Source organism: Roseivirga sp. BDSF3-8 (genome assembly GCF_041449215.1).
GTDB lineage: Bacteria > Bacteroidota > Bacteroidia > Cytophagales > Cyclobacteriaceae > JBGNFV01.
The window spans coordinates 3,241,774-3,264,740 of record NZ_JBGNFV010000001.1; the positions used below are offsets into that span (position 1 = coordinate 3,241,774).

The window sequence follows — 22,967 nt, forward strand, 5'->3', positions numbered from 1 at the left end:
TGGGGCTAAAAACCGATTAGCTGTTCAGCCTGCGTTAATAGCAAATCTTTGTAAAGAGGGTTTGTAATTTTGTTCTCTGTCAACGCGCTCCCAATCTTTCCCATGCGGGGTTTGAGAGCGAGTACATGCATGCCCAGGTAATTAAGGATATCGGTCAGGTGGCTAAGGGCTAAACCTCCCCCCTGGTCTCCTGCCGATATTCCTACCAGGGCGCATTTTTTGTTTTTAAGACTGGACTGATAGTCCAGGCCATCAATAAAAGCCTTGAGTACGCCGGGGAAGGAGCCGTTGTATTCGGCGACTACAAATACGAATTTCTCAGATTCGTTTACCACCTTGGTGAACTCATTAAATTTTTTGTGTTTGCCTGTATTCTCGTAAAGGGCAGAAAAAAGGAAGTCATCCGGGAGGTCTGTGAGGTAGATAATATTGGCCTCAATGCCGTGATCCTTAAGTATATCACGATACATTTCACTTACCTTTGCCGATACTGAGTTATTGCGGTTGGTTCCTGAGATAATGGTGTACATGCCGCTAATTTAAGGCAGTATATTTTTTCCTGAAAATAAAATAGTAAGGACGCTTTTTCTTAGCGGGTTTAGGGGGGAGACTATAGAAGTAAAAGTGATCTATGGAAAAAAACCTACCGGGCAGGTTTCCGGTAGAGGAATACTATATTTAGAGGGGTAAATAAAGGGGAATGGTAAGTATTGGAATTATTGCCGGGCCACTAATCTTACGGAGATATCCACATCATCGTAGATTGCTTTATCTCCGAGACTTTTAAATATACTGCCTGAGCCGTAGCGTACATCCCACTTGGTCCGGTCAAACGTTATATCTGCAGAGGCGGTCACTGTGTTGCCATTATTGCTCAGCCCGGCAGGAAAGGTGATGCTGTTTGTTTTGCCTTTTATGGTCAGGTCTCCCGTTACCCGATACTGTTCCGTTTCTTCCTCATATGTGACATTGGTAATTACCAGTTTTGCTTCGGGATGGGTGGCGGTACCAAAAAAGTCTTCACTTCTGAGATGGCCCATTAGCTTGGCGCGGGAGTCTGGGTCTTCTATGTCTTCATTCTCCATGCTAGTCATGTCAATGATAAACATGCCCCCTTCAAGCTTATCACCATCCACATTGAGATTGCCGGACTTAATTTTGACAGTGCCTGTATGGTTGCCTGTTAGTTTACGGCCTGTCCATTTTACTTCTGATGCCTCAGCGTCTACCTGATATGAGTCTTCTTGAAACAATCCTGTGAAGGACATGTGCCGGAAATCTGAGCTCCGGCTATTCTCAGGGGTGTTAAAATTTAAAAAAATAGCGGTTACTGAAAATGCCAGTAATACAAGGAATAGTATATTCTTCTTCATCCTCTTTTCATTCCCCAGTTCAAAAAATGGTGTAGCATTCATATTACCATAAACGATTTTCTGACCTAATATTCCCTGAGATTCTGCTGTTTTTTTTTGGTAAACCGGATGAGACTGGCCTATCCAGGCCGGGCCCATCCAGGCCGGGCCTATCCAGGCCGGACCCATCCAGGCCGGGCCTATCCAGGCCGGACCCATCCGGTTTTAGCATTGGGTTAAAACTTCATTGGAACTTCAATAAGCAATAGTCTGGTATTCTCGCTTACCTTCAGTAGAATGTCATTAGTTTCAGAGACTCCTAGTGCGTCACGTTTTTCCAGCTTTTTGCCTGCAATTTCAGCTTGACCTTCTATGACAAAGGCAAAGACTCCATTGCCTGAACCATGCAGTTCATAGCTTAATTCTGTCTGCTTATCAAAGTAACCCACATGGTACCACGCATCCTGATTCAGGGTAAGTGAGGGAGCGTTCCCGTCAGGTGATACTACTTCCACGAGGCTGTTTTTTTGACCTTCAAAATCAAACTTCTTCTGACCATAGCGTGGCTCTATGTCTCTTTTTTTAGGAAACACCCAGGTTTGCAGCAAATTTACCTGCTCCTTTTCCGACGCATTCATCTCTGAGTGATATACGCCTGTGCCGGCGCTCATAAACTGCACTTCACCGGGGGATATTACGCCCTCGTGGCCTGTGCTGTCTTTGTGACGAAGCCTTCCATCCAGCACCAGGGTGACAATCTCCATATTATCGTGCGGATGCTTTCCAAAGCCCGTGCCTCCCTGAACGATATCATCATTGAATACTCTAAGGGCTCCGAAGTGCATGCGCGAAGGATCATAGTAGTTGGCAAAACTGAAGGTGTGTTTCGCATTGAGCCAGCCGTGGTTTGCTGCTCCCCTCGTATCGGATTTATATTCAATAGTTTTCATAACTTCAGATTCTTGTTACTCTGCTTATGTGTACGTACATGTAAAATTTTAGTTTCTCTATTTTGTACAATTTCAGTGGTGGGGCAACCGGGTTGGCAATTATGTCCCGGATCATTTACAAAGTGATCACTCAGCCGTATATTTGAGTCCTGTTCCAAACCAAGGGGTTGGTTCACAGTTTTTAAGAAATTACAATAACGATATAAGGAATATGCTGCTTAAAGAAGCCCGTGAAGCCACAGAATTTTTACAGAACCAAACAGGCTCTTTTGTTCCTGATACGGGGGTAGTGCTGGGCACCGGCCTGGGAAGGCTTCTTGATGATATTGATATCTATCACAGTATATCATACGAAGACATTCCTCACTTTCCTGTTTCCACAGTGGAGAGTCATAGTGGCAAACTTATCTTTGGTGTGCTTAATGGCCATAAGCTTGTAGTGATGCAAGGGCGCTTTCATTATTATGAAGGCTATACGATGCAGCAGGTGACCTTCCCTGTACGGGTCATGAAACTACTGGGTATACGCAGGCTATTTATCTCTAATGCGGCTGGTGGGCTGAGTCCTGATTATAACATCAGCGATATTATGATCATCAATGACCACATTAACCTGCAGCCTGAAAATCCGCTGACGGGGCCTAATGAGGATGAATTTGGTGTCCGCTTCCCGGATATGAGTGATCCTTATGACCGGACCATGATCGATAAGGGACTGGAAATAGCTGCGAAGTACAGTATAAGGGCTCATGAAGGTGTTTATGTGGCAGTACCCGGCCCTAACCTGGAGACTAGGGCAGAGTACAAGTACCTGCGAACCATAGGGGCTGATGCGGTGGGCATGTCTACTGTACCTGAAAATATCGTAGCGAGGCATATGGGGCTTCCGGTTTTTGCGTTGTCGGTAATTACAGACCTATGTACGCCTGAGAAGATAAGGAAAGTAACGGTAGAGGAGGTCATCAAAGCAGCGATGGGGGCAGAGCCTGGTATGAAAAAAATCATGGAAGAGCTGATATCCTTACAGACGGACTAAGATTCTGTCAATTGCCAGATTTTTTTTAGAAAAGATGACGTTATTAAATGCCGGACCGGCTGTGGCGCCTTTATGCTGCGGAGGGTCCGGTTTTTTAATTATCTGTGCACCGGAACGATGCAGGAGGTATATTTGTAAAGAAATTGTGTGTCTGCAGCAGCAATTAGTGAAGATGGTATCACCTGTCTATTATGGCTGACACGTTTTTTGAATAGATAGATAAGCAATTACCGGGTACAGATTCCGGCATTGAGTATAAAGTATGGGCAAAGTAAAGGCATTAGGCATAACCTGGTTTCTGTGTCTCATAGGAGGTGTAGTGCTAGGGAGGCAGTATGGTAATGAGTGGATAGACCCTAACCAGCAATACTTTAAGGTAAGTACTGCTGCTGATGGCATTCATCGCATTACGTATAACGACCTGATGCAGGTGGGTTTTCCTTTGGGGACAGATCCCCGCCGGATCAGGCTGTATCACCGTGGTGAGGAGGTTGCTATCCATGTACAGGGTCAGGAAGATGCCCGCCTTGATCCATCTGATTACGTAGAGTTTTACGGGAGGAAGAATGATGGCACACTTGATACAGAGCTCTATAAAAACGAGGCATCCCAGGCGAACCCTGACTTTAACCTCTATTCTGATACCACTGCTTATTTTCTGACTTATAGCCTCTTGCCGGAAAATGGGCGGCGTATGCCTTACTATAAGGAAAATAATACGGCAGGTTTGCCTCCTGTGGCATATCATAGCCACAGGGTGGTGGAGAGCTACCATGAGTTTTACAACTTTGGTGTTCATTATCCTGAAAATACCACGGGTCGTACCTTGCTTACAGTATTTGATGATGGAGAAGGGTGGCAGGCCAATTCAATAGGTAACGGTCAGTCCTTCACTTATACCATCCCTTCCCTGCATGCTCCTGCCGGCGGCGGACCTGTTCCTAAGTTGCGGGTGAAAATGCTGGGAAAGTCCAGCAATCCACACGATGTGACCATCAGGGCAGGTAATAGCAGCGGAAATACTACTTTTACGGGCTATGGAAGCCATCTTTATGAAACTGACCTGAGCCGTTCGGATTTTTCAGGGGGAAGCCTTCAGGTGACTGTCCGGGTCAACTCTACCGTTGGTGACTTTATTGGGGTCTCCTATATTGAGGTGGTGATGCCTCAGCAACCTGATATGGCAGGCAGGGATAGTTATGTATTCAATTTGCCTGCTGATGCCAATGGTAAAAGTTACCTTTCAGTAGGCAGCAGCCCTACCGGGGTCAGGTTATTTGATATTACGGATCCTCATAACATAAGCCGTATAGGACTGAACGACCAAAACAGTTCGTTCAATGCGGTGATCAGGCAAACTGAAAACGGACGCAGGATACTTAGCTCCGGGCCCGGATATAAAGTTCCTGTGCTGAAGAAGGTGAGCTTTCCTGTGTACGACCTCAGTACTGCGGGTTTTATTATCCTTACCCACAAAGATCTGATGCAACCGGGAGGATCATACGGGGATGTCATAGAAGCTTATGCCTCATACAGGCAATCACCCGAGGGTGGTGGGCATAAGGTATTGGTGGCAGATATCAATGATCTGTACAATGCCTTTAGCTATGGAGAGCGCACGCCGGTTGCTATATTCCGGTTTGTAAAATACCTCTACGAAAACTCTGATCCGAGGTATCTGTTCATCGTCGGTAAATCCATGAACTGGCATACCTTCTACCGGAGCCAGGGCAGAAGAATCTTTTACCGTGATGAGCCAGCATTGTACCAAAGGAGGGAGTTTGTGCCCACTGCGGGTTCACCCGGTTCTGATGATGCTTTTTCGGCAGGGCTTGGCAGCACGACGGTGGAAGCAGCCATTCCTACGGGCCGGCTGAATGCTAACAGCCCCGCTGAGGTGGCGCATTACCTCGATAAGGTTAGGGAGATGGAAGCGAAGCCCTACGCTTTTTTGTGGCGTAAGGACATATTGCATCTGAGCGGTGGTATCGATGAGGAGCAATCAATATTTCTGGACTACGTAAAGCAGTTTGAGGACATTGCCGAGGGTACTTTCCTAGGAGGGAGGGTAACGACCATCAGTAAAAAAACGAATAATACGGTTGAGGCCATCAATATATCTGATGAGGTGAATAAAGGGCTGGGTATGGTGACCTTTTTCGGACACTCAGCACCGGCGGTTACTGATATTGAAATCGGGTATGTGACAGATCCTGTTCTTGGCTATAATAATAAGGGCAAGTACCCGGTATTTCTGGTCAATGGATGTGAGGCGGGTGATATCTTTAATACTAACTATACCTTTGGTGAAGACTGGCTGCAGGCCAAGGATAAAGGGGCTATGGCCTTTATGGCTCATAGTGACCTGGGCTACGCCAGCCTGCTCAGGTTATACAGTGACATTTTCTACCAGGTGGCATTTACCGACGAAGCGTTCCGCCATAAGGGCATCGGGGATGTAAAAAAAGAGGTGAGCAGTCGCTTTTTAAGGCTTGCCCCTCCCCTGGAGCAGGCAAGGGCTCAGGTTCAGCAGATTGTATTGCAGGGTGACCCTGCCTACCGGATATTCGGTGCCTCCTCTCCGGACTATCACCTGGAGGGTGATCAGGCCTTTGTGACTTCTGAAGGGGGAGATGGGGTTTTTGCAGATGATGAATCATTTGTGCTTGCTGTGCCGGCACATAACTACGGCCGGGCGGTAGCTGACTCACTAAATGTACAGGTAACCCGTACCCTGAGCGACAACACTCGTTTACCTGTGGAAGAATACACCTTCAGCCCGCTTTTCTATTCCGATACTCTGTATATAGAGGTGGATGCCTCGCAAACGAATAACTTTGGAACTAACCGCTTTGAGGTGAGCATCGACGCGGAGGACCAGATCAGCGAGCTTAATGAAAATAATAATGACCTTGTATATGAGGTGTTTATTCCTCGCAGGGGTACGCTTAATCTTTTGCCAAACCCTTATGCTATTGTAAACGAGCAACAGGTGCGCCTGATTACTCAGTCGGGGGCTATTGAGGCCGATAGCAGGGGGTTTATTTTTGAAATAGATACCAGCAGTAATTTCAACAGCCAGTTAAAGGTTCGCGAAACGGTGACCGGTGAGCAACTCGCCTTTATGGATATGAATCTGCCGGTAACTGAAGATAGTACGGTTTATTACTGGCGTACAAAATTTGCTGAGACGCGCGAGGGTGAAGTTAACGAGTGGACGAGCAGCAGCTTCTCTTATATTGGTAATGGTCCGGAGGGATGGGCCCAACTGGCATTTCCCCAGCTCAGTGAAAATACTACAGAAGGTCTTTTTCCTCGTAATTTTCAGCAGAACTGGGTTTTCCGGCCTGCTGAGACTTTTCTGCAGGTGACTACACAAGGAAGATACCACCCGGAACTGGCCCCTGATAGAGTGGAGGTTACTATTAATAACCTGGCTTATATAATAGAAAACCGGCTATGTGCCATGAATGCCTACCATCTGATAGCTTTTGACCGTAATACGGCCAGGCCCTACCTGCCGATGGGCGATGAGGTGGTGTATAGCAGTGCCTGCGGTCGCCTCCCCCAGGTGATTGCTTCTTACACTTCTGACCATGTGGTGAATACTCCCTATATCAATACTTATTTTGACGCGCTAAAGACAGGGGACCAGGTGGTGATGTTTTCTACCAGTGGTCCCAGGGAGGATTTTCCGCAGTCCGTTCTGAACAGGTTAGCTTCCGTAGGGGTATCTCCTGCCCAGCTTGAAGCCTTCGACCGAAATGAGCCTATTATCATTTTGGGTAAAAAGGGAGCTGCTGCAGGCACGGCCCAGGTAATCCTGGGAGATGAAAATACAGCCCTACCTCCCAGTGAGCAGCAGATCACACTGGATGCGATCATAACGGGCAGCGGTGATACAGGCACACTGTACAGCCCTCTGATAGGTCCTGCACTGGAATGGAAGAAGCTAACCGCACGGTGGAAGCAGGAATCAAATGATAATGTATCATTACGTGTATACGGGGTGGACTCAGCGTTTAATGAGCGCTTGCTGAATACTTACCAGAACCTGGGTACTTATCCGCTTGAGCTTGAAGCGGGAGATTACCCCTACATTCGTCTGGAGGCTACGGCAAGTGATAGCGTAGAGCTGTCCGCACCCCAGCCAGCTATGTGGTTAGTAGATTACACCCCTGCACCTGAAGGGATAATCCTTACCGGTATGCCTGCTGCCCCGTCTGAGGCAGTACAGGAGGGGCGTTCAGTTGAAACGGGGTTTAGATTTGTGAATCTTACGGAAAGGCCTTTCCCGGATCCTTTTTACGTAAAAGCTACCCTTTATAATACCACAAGTGGCCGGACTGCCATCCAGGAAATCAGCGTTTCACCCCCTGCAGCATATGACACGGTGGATTTTGCTCTCACCTGGGATACGCGGCACATGGCTGGCACTAATAACCTCAAAACCGAGGCTAACTCCGGCAGGCAGCCCGAGCAGAACTATAATAATAATGTGCTGAACCAGATAGATGCCATCCATGTAGCGGGTGATGAGTTTCAGCCTGTACTGGACATCACTTTTGATGGTCGAAATATCCGTGACATGGACTTTGTGCGGCCGGATCCGATGATAAACATCATGCTATATGATGAAAATAAGGCCTGGCTTAAGCAGGATACGCTGGGTACTCAGTTGCTATTGAAGGCTGATTGCGATAGCTGTTCATTTACCAAGATCAGCTTTTCAGACCCGGCAGTGAACTGGACCGGCGCCACAATAAACAGCCCCTTTACCGTTTCTTATCAAAGCCCTGTACTGGCTGACGGTACCTACGTGTTGCGGTTTATAGGATCTGATGCGGCAGGGAATGCTTTGGGGCCTGAGCCTTATGAGGTCAGGTTCAGGGTAGACTCCGAACCTTCGGTGCTATATATGGCACCTTATCCAAATCCTTTTAGTAAGGATATCCACTTTCCTATACGGGTCACCGGGGCAGGTGGACCTGATCAGGTAAGGCTGGAATTAATGGATATGCAGGGGCGGAAAGTTTATGAGATTGAGATGAATGACCCTGCTACCAGCCTGGCAGGTGACAGGACGATGACACTGAATTGGTCAGGGCAAAATAAAAGCGGGCAATATTTGCCCGCAGGTTTGTATATTTACCGATTCACTGTACTTAAAGACGGTGCTGAACTTCCTCAGGGTAGTCCTGAGTCCGGTGAAGACGTCACGGACAGGATAGGGAAGATCGTATTGATCCGCTGATCAGGAATTGTTTCCTGAGGCTCCTTTCTCTTCTAACCGTGATTCTTTTACTGATTTGAGTTTTTCAGTGGGATTGTTTGCATGTTTTCTGTTTTGCCGCTCCGTACCGTCCTCTCGTTTTCGGCGAATGCGGTAAATGACAAAGAAAATGATGACCACGGGGATGGCCGCGGCCAGTATGGCTAGTATGATTGTGCTTACGTTTTCCATATGTTAATGCTTTACTGTTGCTATAACTGAGGTATCCGGGGTATTGTTGGCAACTTATCCTGAAGAGGTACGGTCTTTGTTGTATTACCGGCGGTAATGATTTTACAGATTATGATTCTAAAATACACGCGGTTCCTTCTGCTTGTTTCTGTACTGTTAGTTTCAGGTTCAGCAGTATTTGCCCAGACTACCGAGCCGGGTAGGTTGCCATATGACCCTTACCGGCTTGAGAAAACCGAAGCCCTGACCAAAATGGATAAGGCTATCGCGCTGACTGATGCAGGTAAGTATACGGAAGCCAACGGGTATTTCCTGGAGGCTATGGACCAGCTGGAAGTGTTACCTCCTGAGCTTTGCTATCACTTCGGGCGCAATAGTTACTACCTCAAAAAATATTCACAAAGCCTTAGCTGGCTATACAAGTACCTGGAGCTGAAAGGTAGCCAGGGACGTTACTCTACAGAAGCAGGTAAGTTTATTGAAAAAGCCGAAAGTGGCCTTCGCCAGGAAAAGGAGGGATTGGTAAAAGTTTCGACTTTAACGGAGCCTTCTACAGAAGAATACTCCGTAGCTGCCCCGTGTGAAAAAGGGCAGCAGGTAAAGTGTCCTGTCTGTCATGGAGAGGGGGTGGTGATCACCCAAGGGGTGTTTGAAAATACCTACCGGACCTGCCCTTATGGAGATGATGGTGCTATGGCGTGTGAAACATTCATGCTGTTTCGCGATGGCCGATTAACTCTTCCCGGAAACTAAGAAAGCATAATCATCCCCTGCATTAACCCTGATTGTCCATTCAATGGATGAATCCAAACCTGCCTCATACAACAAAACGCAAAAAGCAGTAGCTGAAGGACCGTACGGCTCAACTTTATCAGGCAGCAGAGTCCTGCGACTCGCTCTGCTGATAATATGCTGCCTTATGCTGGGGCTTATTACGTTGTTATGGGCTTCTGTGGACATTCCTTTCGGTACTCTCATTAGCATACTAACGGGAGAAGACAGTGAGCATGCTTCCTGGAATATCATCGTAAGGAATATCAGGCTTCCGAGGTTGCTAACGGCTTCTCTGGTAGGTCTGTGTCTGGGGCTGGCCGGCCTGCAGTTACAAACCCTTTTCAGAAACCCCCTGGCAAGTCCTTTTACCCTTGGTATTTCCAGCGGGGCCACGCTGGGGGTGGCTCTTACCATATGGATGGTGCCGGGAATGGCCTATTTTGGTGAAGCGGGAGTGGAGTGGGTCTCTAATCTAAGTACCATTTCCGGGGCTGCACTCGGAGCCTTTGGTATGCTGGGACTTATGCTTGCCATAGCCTACAGGGTAAAGGATATGACTACTGTGCTCTTATTCGGGGTGATAGCCGGTGCTCTGATAGGGGCTCTCGTCACGGTGCTTGTCTATTTTGGTAACGAACGCGAAACGAGGGCTTTCGTTGAGTGGGGATTTGGCAGTTTTAATAAAGCAGGGTGGGCTGAGTTGCCCTTTTTTACTCTTGCCGCAGCAATAGGTCTGTTTCTTTGTATACTGGCCATAAAGCCCCTGAACGCCCTCTTGCTTGGTGAGCGTTATGCCCGTTCGCTGGGTGTATCACTTTCCCGTACCCGATTAATTATTATGGCTGGGGCGAGCATACTCGCCGGAGCTGTCATTGCCTATGCGGGGCCCATAGGGTTTATAGGTATTGCTGTGCCTCACCTATGCCGTGCGCTGTTTCACACTTCTGATCATCGCTGGCTTGTGCCGGCTACGTGCTTTATGGGCATAGCCCTCGCACTGGCCTGCGGCTTGCTTGCTGAGTGGCCAGGTGCCAGCCAGTCCCTTCCGGTAAATGCGGCCACTGCTCTGGCGGGGGCTCCGGTAGCGGCTTGGGTGTTACTGAAGAGCAGGAAAGGAGGTTGGCTATGAGAGAAGTGGTACATGTAGAAAATATTACGGTAGGCTACCCGCCTAAGGCGCCATTACTGGAGGCTGTAAACCTCAGCGTGACGGAGGGAAATATTGCCTGTATAGCAGGACGTAACGGCACCGGAAAAAGTACTCTCATGCGCACACTGGCTGGTATGCAAAAGCCTCTCGCGGGGCAGGTGACTGTTCAGGGAAAGCGCTTGAATGACATGAGTCCGCGTGAACTGGCACGCAAACTTGCTATAGTGACCACCGAGCGTATTGCCGCGGGTCACCTTCGCGTACATGAGCTGGTGGCACTAGGCCGTTACCCTTTTACGGGGCCCTTTGGCAGGCTTACATCTCATGATCGTGCAGTGGTGGAAAAGGTGATGCAAATCACTGGCTGTGATGACCTGGGAGGGCATTTTACCTATACGCTCAGTGATGGGCAGTGGCAACGGGTAATGATAGCGAGGGCTCTGGCCCAGGAGCCAGCCATTTTGCTGTTAGATGAGCCTACGAGTTTTCTTGACTGGCCAGGTAAGGCAGGTACTTTTACTATGCTTAGAAAACTGGCCATGGAAACGGGGCTGGCGGTAATCTATGCCAGCCATGATCTGGAAATGGCCCTGCCCGTGGCCGATAGGCTCTGGCTCCTGCACAATGGCCGGATAACTACGGGCCTGCCAGAAGATATGCTTCTTTCTGGTATATTGGAGCGGGCATTTGATTTACCCGAGGGCACGCTGGTCCATGGACACTATCCGGTGAATGATACGAAAGGACTGGAGGTGAGGGGGCCGGACCACCTGAAACGGCTTTTGGTCCAGGCACTCAGGCGGCAGGGGGAGAACCTGCCTGCCACCACAGGTATTATTGAAGCAGGCAAAAAAGATGGTCACCTGTCACTGGTGCTCGAAAGTAGCTGCTTTGGCAGAGAGACCTTTACATCAATTAACTCCCTGCTGAGTTTTTTGAAAAATTCAGGATGATTGTGGTATTCCTGTGCATGTCGCGATCTATTCATTATTTTCACATTTATCATAGTTACACTCGCTCTAAGAGCATCCGGCGGTAAGGGTTTGGCCGGAAAAAATGTAAATTGCGGATCGAAAGAAGGCGTATGGAATATCTCGAACATCTAAATGAACCTCAGAGAGAAGGCGTAGTCAATGTGGAAGGTCCCTGCATGATTATAGCAGGTGCCGGTTCGGGTAAGACAAGGGTGCTTACCTACCGCATAGCGCACCTCATGAAAGCTCATGATGTTGATCCTTTTTCCATATTGTCGCTCACCTTTACTAATAAGGCTGCTAACGAGATGAAGCAGCGGATAGAAAGGGTGGTGGGCAGTGACGCGCGTAACCTCTGGATGGGGACCTTTCACTCCGTATTTGCCCGTATCCTCAGGCATGATGCTCACCGGATAGGCTATCCTAATAACTTCACTATTTACGATACCGACGACAGCAAGTCACTTATCAAGGCTATAGTAAAAGAAATGGGGCTTGATGATAAGCTGTATAAGCCAAACGCTGTGCTGTCCCGTATTTCGGGGGCTAAGAATAACCTGGTAAGCTGGGAGGAGTATGTCCGTAACCCGCTTTACCGGGCAGATGACGAGGCGGCTATGAGACCTGAAATAGGCAGAATATATAAAACCTACCAGGAACGCTGCTTTACGTCGGGTGCCATGGACTTTGATGACCTGCTGTTTAACATGCACGTACTTCTGCGTGATCATGATGACGTGAGGCACCGCTATCAGCACCGCTTCAAATATATTCTGGTGGATGAGTTTCAGGATACTAACCTTACTCAGTACATGATCACCCGTACCCTCAGCAAGGTGCATCAGAACATCTGTGTGGTGGGGGACGATGCCCAGAGTATCTATGCATTCCGCGGGGCTAATATTCAGAATATCCTGAATTTTGAGAAAGATCATCCTGATCTAAAAGTGATCAAACTGGAGCAGAACTACCGTTCTACCCAGAATATCGTAAACGCAGCCAACTCGGTCATTGCCAAAAACAGCGCCCAGCTTCCTAAGAATGTATGGACGGCTAATACAGATGGTGAACTGGTGGAGGTGGTTAAGACTACCAGTGACAATGAGGAGGGAAAGATTGTGGCAAGCCAGATTTTTGAAGAAAAGAATAATCTGCAGCTCAGCTACGATGACTTTGCCGTACTGTACCGTACTAATAGCCAGTCCCGTGCGATAGAGGAGGCCTTGCGACGCAGCAATATACCTTACGTGATCATCGGAGGAGTATCTTTTTACCAGCGCCGTGAGATAAAAGATCTTTTGGCTTACTTACGCTTTGTGGTAAACCCGCTGGATGAGCAGGCCTTCCGCAGGATCGTGAATCTGCCAAAGAGGGGGGTAGGCGCGACGTCGGTTGATAAGATCGTAAATGCGACCTTTGAGAATAACCGGCCCCTGTGGGATGTGATCACCAATGTGCATGCTTACATGTCTGGTCGTGCAGCCAATGCTGTTGCCTCATTTGCCGAAATGATAGACAATTTCCGCAGTATGACGGAGCGCAAAGATGCCTTTGAGATGGCCAGTCATGTAGCCAAGGTATCGGGTCTGCTGCGTGAGCTTTACGAAGACAAGACGGTGGAGGGGCTTAACCGATACGAGAACGTACAGGAACTCCTCAATGCCATTAAGGAATATGTGGATAATCCTGAAAATGAAGACAAGAGTCTGGGAGCATTCCTGCAGGAGGTAGCGCTGCTGACAGACGCCGATAATAAGAAGAAAAAGGACGATGGCCTGCCGAAGGTTACCCTTATGACCATTCACATGGCTAAAGGCCTTGAGTTCAAAAACGTGTTTGTAGTAGGACTGGAAGAAGACCTCTTTCCAAGCCAGATGATGCTCGAAAGCCGTGCTGACCTGGAAGAGGAGAGGAGGCTTTTTTATGTAGCTATTACGCGTGCTATGAATAAGCTGTTTCTTACCTACGCCCTCTCTCGCTACCGGTTTGGCCGGCTGAAAAATTGTGAGCCGAGCAGGTTTCTGGAAGAAATAGACCCTTCGTTTGTGCGAATTAACCGCCGTAGCGGTACGGTAAGTCCTGCCGGTATGCTGCGCCGGGGAGGGACGCTGCCGGGTGGGGCCACCGCTGGCAAAAGCTTTGAAGGTAGCGGATATGCCCGCAACCTGGTCAGGGGGGCTCAACGTGACCACCAGAATAACCGCAGTGCAAAACAGACGAATAACGCCCGCTATAAGCCAAGTGCTGACTTTACCCCGAGCGATACCTCTAACCTGAAAGAAGGCCAGCGTGTGGAACATGCCAAGTTCGGTATGGGTACTGTGGTCAAAATGGACACGGCCGGAGCCAACAGAAAGGCCAGTGTGCTGTTTGAAGAAGCGGGAGAAAAAACACTGCTACTTAGTTTTGCCCGTCTCAGAATAGTAGATTAGGGATAAATAGGAGTACTAATTGCCCGCATCTCCCCTATTTTTAGGAGGGCCAAACATTATTTTTATATTTTTGCTTACTACCATAACCGGATGATATCCTAATGTTCGAATATAATACCCAACAATCTAACCTCATACTTAAAGAGTACGGACGCAATGTGCAAAGGCTCGTTAAGTACATCAAAACGCTGGAGGATCGCGAAAAGCGCACCCGCTATGCGTATACCATTATTGAGCTGATGAAGCAGATAAACCCTGCTATGCAAAACTCTCCGGAGTATGCGCAAAAGCTGTGGGATGACCTGTACATCATGTCGGGCTTTGATCTGGAAGTAGACAGCCCCTACCCCATGCCGGAAGAGGAGGTGCTGGGCCGCAGGCCTCAGCGTGTGGATTACAACCTCTACAATATCAAATACAAGCACTATGGTAAAAACATCGAATTACTTATCGAGGAAGCCATAAAGCTAGAGGACCCCCAGGAAAAAGAGCAGGCTATAATCCAGATAGGAAAGCTTATGAAGACATTTTACTCAGCTTACAACAGCGAGGTAAGTGACGATAAGCAAATCCTGATCGACCTCCGTAAGTTGTCCGGAGGTAAGCTTGACCTGAATGAGGAATTATTGAATAAGGGCAACCTTTTTGATTCACAAAGAAACAGAAGTCACCATAAGAACTACCAGCGTAAGTCCGGAGGAAAACAGCGAAGAAGACATAATTAATGGCAACATTCACAGTACACGGCGGCAGCCGCTTACAAGGCGAGATTGTACCACAGGGAGCGAAAAACGAGGCACTACAAATACTCTGTGCCGTGCTTATCACTCCCGAACCCGTAACCATTCATAAAATCCCTGACATCCGCGATGTCAATAAGCTCATAGAACTTTTGGGAGATATGGGTGTGCAGGTGGAAAAGGTGGGTGAAGAGTCCTACCGGTTCACTGCTGCTAACGTGGATGTTACCTACCTGGAGTCACCTGAGTTTAAGCAAAAAGCTGCTTCACTACGTGGGTCCATCATGATACTGGGCCCGCTACTGGCGCGCTTTGGCAAAGGAAAAATACCCAAGCCAGGAGGAGATAAAATTGGTCGCCGCCGCCTGGATACTCATTTTCTGGGGTTTCAGAAACTGGGGGCACGTTTTGATTATGACTCTTCTGACAGTTTCTATACCATAGATGCTTCCGACCTTCGCGGCACTTACATGCTGCTGGACGAGGCCTCGGTAACCGGTACGGCAAACGTACTGCTGTCTGCCGTGATGGCAAAGGGAAAAACCACTATCTATAATGCTGCCTGTGAGCCCTATATTCAGCAGCTCTGTAAGATGCTCAACAGGATGGGAGCTAAGATCAGTGGCATAGGCAGTAACTTGCTTACTATTGAAGGTGTGGAATACCTCGGCGGTACGGAGCATACTATGCTTCCCGATATGATCGAGATCGGTTCATTCATTGGTATGGCTGCCATGACCCAGTCCGAGATCACTATCAAAGACGCACGGGTGGATCAGTTGGGTATGATACCTGACATCTTCAGGAGATTAGGTATTAAGCTGGAGATCCGAGGAGACGATATCTTCGTGCCTGCACAGGAGTCTTATGAGATAGAGACCTTCATAGATGGTTCCATCATGACGATTGCGGATGCTCCCTGGCCTGGTTTCACGCCAGATTTGCTTAGCATAGTCCTCGTAGTAGCCACTCAGGCCAAAGGTACTGTACTCATCCACCAGAAAATGTTCGAAAGCCGGCTTTTCTTCGTGGATAAACTTATTGACATGGGCGCGCAGATCATACTTTGTGACCCTCACAGGGCTACTGTTATCGGCCTGGATCGCAAGCAGCCTCTGCGAGGCATTTCCATGACCTCACCCGACATTCGTGCCGGTGTATCCCTACTGATAGCGGCTATGTCAGCCAGTGGCACGAGCACCATTTATAATGTGGAGCAGATAGACCGCGGGTACCAGCATATCGATAAACGACTCAGGGCACTGGGTGCCAGGATCGAAAGAGAAGAATAGGATTTGCCCTGTGAGGCTGGAACTGGATAAATGTACCGTCAGGCCCTGGACATTAGCCGATGTCCGGGATCTGGTAAGGTATGCGAATGACAAGGCTGTTTGGGCTAATCTGCGGAATCATTTTCCCCATCCTTACACTGAAGGCGATGCCCGTCAGTATATCAACTTCAGCAATTCACAAAAACCACTTTGCAACTATGCCATTGAGGTAAATGGCCGTGCGGCAGGCAGTGTGGGCTTCCTCCTGAAAAAGGACGTATATGCTAATAGTATCGAACTGGGCTATTGGCTGGCAAAAGAGTTTTGGGGACAAGGCATCACTACCTGTGCTGTGAGGGCGATGGTAAGTTACATCTGGAAAGAGTTTGACCCTATCAGGGTATATGCCTGTTGTTTTGACTGGAATAAGGCTTCAGGTAAAGTATTAACCAAATGTGGCTTTCATCTGGAAGCCAGGTTGGAAAGACACGTGGTCAAGGATGGCAGGTTAGGGGATGAGCTGATTTATGCCATGATCAAAAAATAAGGGAACACCCCGTTTGAGATGCTCCCTTACACCTGATGTTTAATCAGTGAAATATTAGATGATTAGTAATCATTTGACTTGAAAGGTCTTCCGTTCTCACCGGCTACAGTGGGACCGAGATTACGGAAGGCAAGAAATCTTTCGGTAAGTTGGGCTACACCCATACGAATTTGTGATCTCTGTTCGCTAAGACTGCCATTGTCATCGACTACACCTAAGGCATATCCTTCCCACACTACTTCACCGGTATTAGCATCTACTACATTCATTACTATAGTACCCTCATTAAGAGTAGCTTTATCAGCATAGCTATCGCTCATCCATAAAAATACGGCATCTTCGGTAGCCATGTAAGCTTGTGTTTCATACTCGCTATCAAACATATGATAGTTAATAATGACATCAGCATTCTGGCCGTTTGCATTAGCCATACCACTGGCGTCCATTTCATGCTCCAGGGCATCTTCTATCATAGCACTAGGTATACCGTTCATAGCTAACCAGCTGTCCTGGTTCATATTTCCCATGTCGGTAATAAAGCTATAGGTGTCATAGTCTTCAAAGTCTCCATTCTCCAGGTACCTTACTTCAACGTCAAGGTCTGCAGGATTCATAGTCTTATCTTGTGCCATGGCCGGAATAGCCATTACCATTACTAAAAAGGTTAAAAAATTTCGTTTCATAATCACGACTTTAAATTAGACATTCGCTATATGTACTTTCAACAGCCTAGCTTATGATTTGTTTAAGATGTGTTGATTCTATTAGCTTGGTTTTAAGTCTTTTGAAGTTCAAAAAACGGGTCTTTTCCGCTATATAGCCATGCCTACGCCCTATTTCGATTTTAAGCAATTCCGGGTTTATCATGATAAATCGGGGCTTCCCGTGACCACTGAAGCCTGTCTTTTCGGAGCCATCATCGGACAGCATTTTTATGCTGGACCCTCCTCCTTTTCCGCGCTGGACATTGGGGCGGGTTCAGGCCTGCTTTCGCTCATGGTAGCTCAGGAGTGCATGGGTGCTGATATTGATGCTGTGGAGATATTTTCAGAGGCTGCCGTGCAGGCAGGTGAAAATATACAAATCAGTCCCTGGCAAAGAAGGGTGAAGGTATATAACCAATCTATTAAAGAATTTTCAAATGGGTCTGCTAAGGAGGTTTACGAACTTATTTTTTCCAATCCGCCCTTTTATCACCAGTACCTGCAAAATAAAAATAATGCTCCTCGAACCCGGGCCATGCACACTACTAGCCTTGGATATGAAGAACTCGCTGCGATTGCTTACAGGCTTCTGAAATTCACAGGTAGCTTTTTCGTTATTTACCCCTCCGTTCAGATGGATATCTTTCTTCCCCTAGCCGAAAGGGCAGGTCTCTACCCCGCCTCCTTCTGGCACATTCATCAGAAAGAGACAAGCGCCCGGTGGCGGGTAGCGGCTGAGTTTAAAAAAGAAAAAACCGCCCCCCGCACTGAAAAAATCATAATTCATGATGCAGGAGGCGGTTATCATCCGCGCTATATAAGCTACCTGAAGCCTTTTTATCTTAAGCTGTAATCAGGCAGTTTGTGGTTCGTCAACTATCTCATGCAGGTCTGTAAATTTCATTCCGAGTGTTTCCAGTTCGGCGAGTACGGGGTCATATATTTCTTTGTGGATTGGAATGTGCACCCCTTTCAATGATATGCGGCCCTCCAGCATCAGTTTGGCTGTTATCCCCAGTGGCAGACCCACCGTTTTTGCCATTCCGGTACGTACCTGATCATCCCCTTGCACCACCATAGAGCTGGTGAGCCGGTGTACAGCCCCTTCCAGTTCATAATCAAATATGTGCTGCATCACAATCATGTCCTTATCTTCGGGCTTCAGTGTCCATTTCTCTTCCAGGATATGCTGCAGGATATGAGCAGGAGAGCCCTTGGCCACAGGGAGTGGCTTTTCTTCAAAAAGCCCAAGCCAGCGAAGGGCATTAAATACTTCCCCGTTTTCATCAATACCTGTAGTCGCACATACTTTTTGCTCTACCGTCATGCCCTCATCGTAGCGGAGGAACAGGTTAGTAAATTCGCGATAAGTCATGTCCGGTGTCGAATCTATCTCAAATGAATCGTCCGTCATACCCAGGTCTATCAGCGTTTGCCATGCCTGGCAGTACCCTGGTCTCCGCAGTGTGCCTCTCAATATAGTGGTGGTATCCTGTATGCCATATAATTCCCGATAGGCAAGGGAATCCCGGTTAGCATAGCCGTCGAAGTCACCATATCCTTCCACGCTCATTCGGTCGGTTCGGGTAAATAGTTGATGGTAAGGTATATACTTATACTTACCGTGCCGCAGATAACGGGCTGTTGCTTTACCTGCCAGTACCACATTACGAGGGTTCCATGTGAATTTATAGTGCCAGGGGTTATTATCAGATTCAGGTGCGATAAGTCCGCCGGTGTATGACCTGAAACCAGTAAGCCGTCCCCCTTTTGCCCTGATTTCATCTATGGCCTGCATGGCTGTCATATGATCTATTCCGGGGTCCAGGCCACATTCTTTAATGAACAGTAGACCGGCATCTTTCACCGCCTTTTCCATACCCCGGATATCCTCATTCACATAGCTTGCCGAGAGCATGTTTTTTCCGTGTTTCAGGCATGATTTGGCGACATCTGTGTGCAAAAACACCGGTAACATGGATATTACCAGGTCGGCCTTCATGATGAGCACATCGCGGGTATTCTCATCATGAATATCCAGGCCCTGGGCGGTGCCGTTTTTGTTACCGGCCAGTTTAGCCAGTGCCAGTTCTTCCGATTGGTCGCAGAGAGTGATTTGCCAGTTGTTTTTTTCGCTTTCCTGTAGCAAATAGTCAATTAGTACAGAGCTGGATCTACCGGCTCCGAATATCACTATGTTTTTCATTGGGTCCTGTTTTCGTCGGCTCTCAATTTTGGGATATTTTGCCGGACGGGCAAATAAACCCCTCTTTTTAAAGGCTGCAAAATTAAAGGCAACCATTCGCTCCTATTTCCGTACAATAACTTCCTTTTACTTTATTAAAGGTAATATGATGAAAGATGAGAAGACTGGCGCGGATAGCAAAGCAATGAATGTACCCTATACATTATATAGCGAAGAAGACCTGCCTGCAGAAATAAGCAGGCTTTTTGCCAGTGCCAGGGAGGCAACCGCCCAGTCGTACGTACCATATTCTTCATTCCGCGTTGGTTCAGCCATTGCGATGGAAGACGGACAGGTGGTTACGGGAAGTAATCAGGAAAATGCCAGTTTTCCTGCGGGCATCTGCTCTGAACGGGTAGGGCTGGTTAAAGCAAGTACGCTGCATCCGGGAGTTAAAATGATGCGGATTGCTATCGTGGCTATTCCTGATTCAGGTAATATTCCGGTACCTGTTACGCCCTGTGGCATTTGCAGGCAAAGTCTGCTGGAGTATGAAGTACGACAAGACAGCCCTCTTGAGGTATGGTTCTATACCAGTGAGAATAAATACGCCTGTATTCCTTCCTCATCCTTTCTTTTGCCATTTTCCTTTACTAAAAACGACCTGAAGTCTATCGGTTAATCTCCCCATCAGTTGCTGGCTCTTATTAACCCCGTAGTAGCCAGTGTTTTACAATGGGTTATTTATGTGTTGCTCCAAGTCAGGAAATGTAATATCTTTTGTAAAAAGAAGATTTAGCTATAATCATTTCCCTTCCTCCTGACGTTTTGGCCTGTACCATACGGGCCGCAGACATTCTATTCCCCCTCATTTCCTCAATGTGAACAAAACCTTCCATTGTGATATATGCACCATTATTACACGGTTTTTTACTATCGAATCAACAATTTTTGCACGTAAGCCTTCCGAAGTAAGCATCGGCATATAGAGTTTTCGCTCGCTTCGGGGCTCGACTTAAGATAAGAATGAGTATAAATCGAACCGCGGGTGTACCGCAAACGGGCAACAAGATGCATGAGATCGAAATATCGGAGTTGAGGCGATTGACAGAGGTAATTAAGTTGTACCACAATTACGACTTCACCAATTATGCTATTTCCTCTTTCAAAAGGCGCGTATCCCGTATTCTGGATTTATATAAAATTCCTTCAGTAGACCTTCTGATTAAAAAGATCAGGGAAGAGGATGGCTTTTTCAATACATTTCTTGAAGAGCTCACGGTGAATGTTACTGAGATGTTCCGTGACCCCAGCTTCTGGAGGGAAATTCGCGACCAGGTGATACCGAATATCCTGCTTAACCATAACCAGATATCTATCTGGCATGCTGGCTGTAGCAGTGGTGAGGAAGTGTTTTCTATGGCGATATTGCTGAAAGAGATGGGTATTCATCACAAGGCGAAGATTATAGCCACTGACATTGACCGTGCCATTCTGGATCGTGCTAAATCCGGTGAGTACCAGCTAAAGCACATGGACCTGAATGAGAAGAACTATATCCGCTTCCAGGGAAAGAGTTCTCTAAAGGACTACTACAAGGAAGATAACGGAAAAGTGTATATGGATAAAAGCCTCGTGAATAATGTTTCGTGGCGTGAGCATGACCTTGTACGGGGTGTGGTTTTCAATAAGTTCGACCTCGTTTTGTGCCGCAATGTCATGATCTACTTTAACCAGACACTTCAGAATGTGGTGCTTAAGAAAATTCACGAAAGCCTTTTCCGCTACAGCTACCTGTGTATTGGCTCAAAGGAGTCGCTCATATGGTGTGAGATAGCCAATAAGTTTATCGTGGTAAACAACGAAGAAAAAATCTATAAAAAGATAAAAGACTAAGAACAAGCTTAAAGCCCGGCAATGGGACGATTTAACGTTAATAATCAGTACAAGGCCATCGTGATAGGCGGGTCGGCCGGAAGCTTTCAGGGTATTACGCGCATACTGTCGTCGATTCCTGAGGACTTCACCCTACCCATTATCATGTGCCTTCACCGGCTTAAGCATGTTCGCAATGGCTTTGTAGAGGCCCTTTCTATTAAAAGCATAAATGCTGTAAAGGAGCCTTATGATAAAGAACCGGTAAAGAAGAAGAATGTCTACCTGGCCCCTGCAAACTACCACCTGAGCGTGGAACTTGGCCATACCTTTTCATTGAGTACAGAGGAAATGGTCAATAACAGCAGGCCAAGTATAGACATCACACTGGAGACGGCGGCTTATGTTTATCGCAATAAGCTCATCGGAATCCTGCTTTCGGGAGCCAATCGTGATGGCGCTATGGGGATGAAACGCATCAAAGACAGGGGCGGACTGACCATAGTACAGGACCCGGCAGAGTGCATGATCGAAACCATGCCCGCGGCCGCCCTTAAGCTCACAGAAATAGATTATACGCTGAAAGTAGATGAGATCATCAGCTTTCTGCTCGAATTAGATAAGTGTTATAAAAGTTGATCATATGAAGGCCCTAAGCAAAAGTCTGAGCCTTATTTTCATCCTGCTTTTTATTGCCGGCATCGTGGCCGGGGCTTACTTTATGTATACCCTGCCGGACGATTTGGTAACAGAAACCAGTGTGGTAGATCTTAGCGAGATTGCTGAGGTAGACCCCTTTCTGAGCAGACTGAATATTATTCTCGGCATAGCAGCATTTTCAGGCCTGGTGGCCATTGTCATGCTCATGGCAAATGCTAATAAGCAGGCAGAAAATGTAGTGTATGTGGAAAAGTTTACGGATGAGAGTGCCTCCGCAAGTACCTCAGTTAATGAGGATACTGAAGGAGATGTCGCTGGTAGTCACAGTGAACTTGATAGTGTGGTGCGTGAAGCTATAGCAGAAGGAGGAAGTGCGAAGCACCAAGCCGAGCAGGTACTCTCTGCTATTTCTAATAAGCTGGAGGCAAGCCAGGGAGCTATGTACCTCGCCAGATATGGCAGTGAGGTGCGTAAGATTGAGCTTTTCGCCTCATATGCTTTTATCATGCCCGAAAGTGCTTCACTCGTATACGAGTTTGGAGAGGGACTTGCCGGCCAGGCAGCTAAGGAAGGTAAAGCGGTGAATATTACCGCCGTGCCAGACGGATACCTTAAAATACTCAGCGGACTGGGTAGCAGTACACCAACCAACCTGGCCATTATCCCCTTCATGAAGGGCAAGATGGTGGCTGGCGTGGTCGAGATTGCCTCTTTTAAGCCTTTCCGGGGTAAGGACATCAAAGCGCTGGAGCAGGCATTTTCCATACTGCCCGAAGCGGTTGGGTTTGACGCCGACCAGTCAGTAAGTGAAGAAGCCTCAGTAGGGCAGGAACTTGTAAATGAATAAACGCCA

Annotated in this window: 20 protein-coding genes; 14 read left to right on the plus strand and 6 right to left on the minus strand. The window is 47.5% G+C overall.

From position 1 onward, the window contains the following. Positions 1–5 precede the first annotated feature (5 nt). From AB9P05_RS13585 to AB9P05_RS13595, 3 genes are all read right to left on the minus strand, one after another. The gene (locus tag AB9P05_RS13585) at positions 6–530 is read right to left on the minus strand and encodes an NADPH-dependent FMN reductase (protein WP_371909366.1); all 525 of its coding nucleotides are present in this window, start codon (positions 528–530) and stop codon (positions 6–8) included. A 186-nt stretch (positions 531–716) separates the two neighbouring features. Then, complete coding sequence (locus AB9P05_RS13590; protein ID WP_371909367.1) at positions 717–1,373, minus strand: YceI family protein; 657 nt, start codon at positions 1,371–1,373, stop codon at positions 717–719. A 215-nt stretch (positions 1,374–1,588) separates the two neighbouring features. Further along, on the minus strand, positions 1,589–2,302 hold the full coding sequence (locus AB9P05_RS13595; RefSeq protein WP_371909368.1) for a pirin family protein: 714 nt from the start codon (positions 2,300–2,302) through the stop codon (positions 1,589–1,591). A 211-nt stretch (positions 2,303–2,513) separates the two neighbouring features. Between AB9P05_RS13595 and AB9P05_RS13600 the strand changes: the two genes are divergently transcribed. Beyond that, positions 2,514–3,338 (plus strand): purine-nucleoside phosphorylase, encoded by an 825-nt coding sequence (locus AB9P05_RS13600; protein ID WP_371909369.1) that lies wholly within the window; start codon positions 2,514–2,516, stop codon positions 3,336–3,338. Between the two features lie 262 nt (positions 3,339–3,600). Next, a complete protein-coding gene (locus AB9P05_RS13605; RefSeq protein WP_371909370.1) occupies positions 3,601–8,592 on the plus strand; it encodes a C25 family cysteine peptidase in 4,992 nt (1,663 codons plus the stop codon). Here AB9P05_RS13605 and AB9P05_RS13610 read toward each other — a convergent pair whose 3' ends face one another. Further along, positions 8,593–8,802, minus strand: a complete 210-nt coding sequence (locus AB9P05_RS13610) for a hypothetical protein (RefSeq protein WP_371909371.1) — start codon at positions 8,800–8,802, stop codon at positions 8,593–8,595. 111 nt (positions 8,803–8,913) lie between these two features. On the opposite strand from AB9P05_RS13610, the gene AB9P05_RS13615 reads away from it, so the two are divergent. The 7 genes from AB9P05_RS13615 to AB9P05_RS13645 all read left to right on the plus strand — a co-directional run bounded on the left by AB9P05_RS13615 (position 8,914) and on the right by AB9P05_RS13645 (position 16,690). After that, complete coding sequence (locus tag AB9P05_RS13615) at positions 8,914–9,555, plus strand: hypothetical protein (protein WP_371909372.1); 642 nt, start codon at positions 8,914–8,916, stop codon at positions 9,553–9,555. Between the two features lie 43 nt (positions 9,556–9,598). Further along, the gene (locus AB9P05_RS13620; protein ID WP_371909373.1) at positions 9,599–10,705 is read left to right on the plus strand and encodes a FecCD family ABC transporter permease; all 1,107 of its coding nucleotides are present in this window, start codon (positions 9,599–9,601) and stop codon (positions 10,703–10,705) included. Beyond that, positions 10,702–11,679, plus strand: coding sequence for an ABC transporter ATP-binding protein (locus AB9P05_RS13625; protein WP_371909374.1), 978 nt, complete (start codon positions 10,702–10,704; stop codon positions 11,677–11,679). The genes AB9P05_RS13620 and AB9P05_RS13625 overlap by 4 nt, the downstream gene beginning before the upstream one ends. Before the next feature lie 131 nt (positions 11,680–11,810). Next, the gene (locus AB9P05_RS13630; protein ID WP_371909375.1) at positions 11,811–14,132 is read left to right on the plus strand and encodes an ATP-dependent helicase; all 2,322 of its coding nucleotides are present in this window, start codon (positions 11,811–11,813) and stop codon (positions 14,130–14,132) included. Positions 14,133–14,233: 101 nt separating this feature from the next. After that, positions 14,234–14,857: a DUF4290 domain-containing protein gene (locus tag AB9P05_RS13635; protein WP_371909376.1), complete on the plus strand. Its 624-nt coding sequence runs from the start codon at positions 14,234–14,236 to the stop codon at positions 14,855–14,857. Beyond that, positions 14,857–16,164 carry a UDP-N-acetylglucosamine 1-carboxyvinyltransferase gene (murA, locus tag AB9P05_RS13640; RefSeq protein WP_371909377.1) on the plus strand — a complete coding sequence of 436 codons (1,308 nt, stop codon included), beginning with the start codon at positions 14,857–14,859 and terminating at the stop codon, positions 16,162–16,164. The genes AB9P05_RS13635 and murA overlap by 1 nt, the downstream gene beginning before the upstream one ends. Positions 16,165–16,174: 10 nt before the next feature. After that, positions 16,175–16,690, plus strand: coding sequence for a GNAT family N-acetyltransferase (locus AB9P05_RS13645; RefSeq protein WP_371909378.1), 516 nt, complete (start codon positions 16,175–16,177; stop codon positions 16,688–16,690). 62 nt (positions 16,691–16,752) lie between these two features. Here AB9P05_RS13645 and AB9P05_RS13650 read toward each other — a convergent pair whose 3' ends face one another. Further along, the gene (locus AB9P05_RS13650; protein WP_371909379.1) at positions 16,753–17,373 is read right to left on the minus strand and encodes a DUF4136 domain-containing protein; all 621 of its coding nucleotides are present in this window, start codon (positions 17,371–17,373) and stop codon (positions 16,753–16,755) included. Positions 17,374–17,512: 139 nt separating this feature from the next. Between AB9P05_RS13650 and AB9P05_RS13655 the strand changes: the two genes are divergently transcribed. Beyond that, positions 17,513–18,247 carry a tRNA1(Val) (adenine(37)-N6)-methyltransferase gene (locus AB9P05_RS13655; protein WP_371909380.1) on the plus strand — a complete coding sequence of 245 codons (735 nt, stop codon included), beginning with the start codon at positions 17,513–17,515 and terminating at the stop codon, positions 18,245–18,247. On the opposite strand, the gene AB9P05_RS13660 is transcribed toward AB9P05_RS13655, so the two are convergent. Next, positions 18,248–19,600, minus strand: coding sequence for a saccharopine dehydrogenase C-terminal domain-containing protein (locus AB9P05_RS13660; protein ID WP_371909381.1), 1,353 nt, complete (start codon positions 19,598–19,600; stop codon positions 18,248–18,250). A gap of 145 nt (positions 19,601–19,745) precedes the next feature. Here AB9P05_RS13660 and AB9P05_RS13665 point away from each other — a divergent pair, with 145 nt between their 5' ends. The 4 genes from AB9P05_RS13665 to AB9P05_RS13680 all read left to right on the plus strand — a co-directional run bounded on the left by AB9P05_RS13665 (position 19,746) and on the right by AB9P05_RS13680 (position 22,961). Next, positions 19,746–20,261 carry a cytidine deaminase gene (locus AB9P05_RS13665; RefSeq protein ID WP_371909382.1) on the plus strand — a complete coding sequence of 172 codons (516 nt, stop codon included), beginning with the start codon at positions 19,746–19,748 and terminating at the stop codon, positions 20,259–20,261. 389 nt (positions 20,262–20,650) lie between these two features. Beyond that, entirely contained in the window at positions 20,651–21,475 is an 825-nt protein-coding gene (locus AB9P05_RS13670; RefSeq protein ID WP_371911359.1) for a protein-glutamate O-methyltransferase CheR, read from the plus strand. A 21-nt stretch (positions 21,476–21,496) separates the two neighbouring features. Continuing rightward, positions 21,497–22,093, plus strand: a complete 597-nt coding sequence (locus tag AB9P05_RS13675) for a chemotaxis protein CheB (protein WP_371909383.1) — start codon at positions 21,497–21,499, stop codon at positions 22,091–22,093. A 4-nt stretch (positions 22,094–22,097) separates the two neighbouring features. Beyond that, the gene (locus tag AB9P05_RS13680) at positions 22,098–22,961 is read left to right on the plus strand and encodes a GAF domain-containing protein (RefSeq protein ID WP_371909384.1); all 864 of its coding nucleotides are present in this window, start codon (positions 22,098–22,100) and stop codon (positions 22,959–22,961) included. The last annotated feature ends 6 nt before the right edge of the window (positions 22,962–22,967 follow it).

Bases quoted from the DNA above. Each gene is read 5' to 3' on its own strand.
- AB9P05_RS13595 (WP_371909368.1), bottom strand. From the start codon at position 2,302: ATGAAAACTATTGAATATAAATCCGATACGAGGGGAGCAGCAAACCAC.
- AB9P05_RS13605 (WP_371909370.1), top strand. From the start codon at position 3,601: ATGGGCAAAGTAAAGGCATTAGGCATAACCTGGTTTCTGTGTCTCATA.
- AB9P05_RS13600 (WP_371909369.1), top strand. From the start codon at position 2,514: ATGCTGCTTAAAGAAGCCCGTGAAGCCACAGAATTTTTACAGAACCAA.
- AB9P05_RS13630 (WP_371909375.1), top strand. From the start codon at position 11,811: ATGGAATATCTCGAACATCTAAATGAACCTCAGAGAGAAGGCGTAGTC.
- AB9P05_RS13620 (WP_371909373.1), top strand. From the start codon at position 9,599: ATGGATGAATCCAAACCTGCCTCATACAACAAAACGCAAAAAGCAGTA.
- murA (WP_371909377.1), top strand. From the start codon at position 14,857: ATGGCAACATTCACAGTACACGGCGGCAGCCGCTTACAAGGCGAGATT.
- AB9P05_RS13680 (WP_371909384.1), top strand. From the start codon at position 22,098: ATGAAGGCCCTAAGCAAAAGTCTGAGCCTTATTTTCATCCTGCTTTTT.
- AB9P05_RS13675 (WP_371909383.1), top strand. From the start codon at position 21,497: ATGGGACGATTTAACGTTAATAATCAGTACAAGGCCATCGTGATAGGC.
- AB9P05_RS13635 (WP_371909376.1), top strand. From the start codon at position 14,234: ATGTTCGAATATAATACCCAACAATCTAACCTCATACTTAAAGAGTAC.
- AB9P05_RS13585 (WP_371909366.1), bottom strand. From the start codon at position 530: ATGTACACCATTATCTCAGGAACCAACCGCAATAACTCAGTATCGGCA.
- AB9P05_RS13660 (WP_371909381.1), bottom strand. From the start codon at position 19,600: ATGAAAAACATAGTGATATTCGGAGCCGGTAGATCCAGCTCTGTACTA.
- AB9P05_RS13670 (WP_371911359.1), top strand. From the start codon at position 20,651: ATGCATGAGATCGAAATATCGGAGTTGAGGCGATTGACAGAGGTAATT.
- AB9P05_RS13655 (WP_371909380.1), top strand. From the start codon at position 17,513: ATGCCTACGCCCTATTTCGATTTTAAGCAATTCCGGGTTTATCATGAT.
- AB9P05_RS13625 (WP_371909374.1), top strand. From the start codon at position 10,702: ATGAGAGAAGTGGTACATGTAGAAAATATTACGGTAGGCTACCCGCCT.
- AB9P05_RS13610 (WP_371909371.1), bottom strand. From the start codon at position 8,802: ATGGAAAACGTAAGCACAATCATACTAGCCATACTGGCCGCGGCCATC.
- AB9P05_RS13650 (WP_371909379.1), bottom strand. From the start codon at position 17,373: ATGAAACGAAATTTTTTAACCTTTTTAGTAATGGTAATGGCTATTCCG.
- AB9P05_RS13615 (WP_371909372.1), top strand. From the start codon at position 8,914: ATGATTCTAAAATACACGCGGTTCCTTCTGCTTGTTTCTGTACTGTTA.
- AB9P05_RS13590 (WP_371909367.1), bottom strand. From the start codon at position 1,373: ATGAAGAAGAATATACTATTCCTTGTATTACTGGCATTTTCAGTAACC.
- AB9P05_RS13665 (WP_371909382.1), top strand. From the start codon at position 19,746: ATGATGAAAGATGAGAAGACTGGCGCGGATAGCAAAGCAATGAATGTA.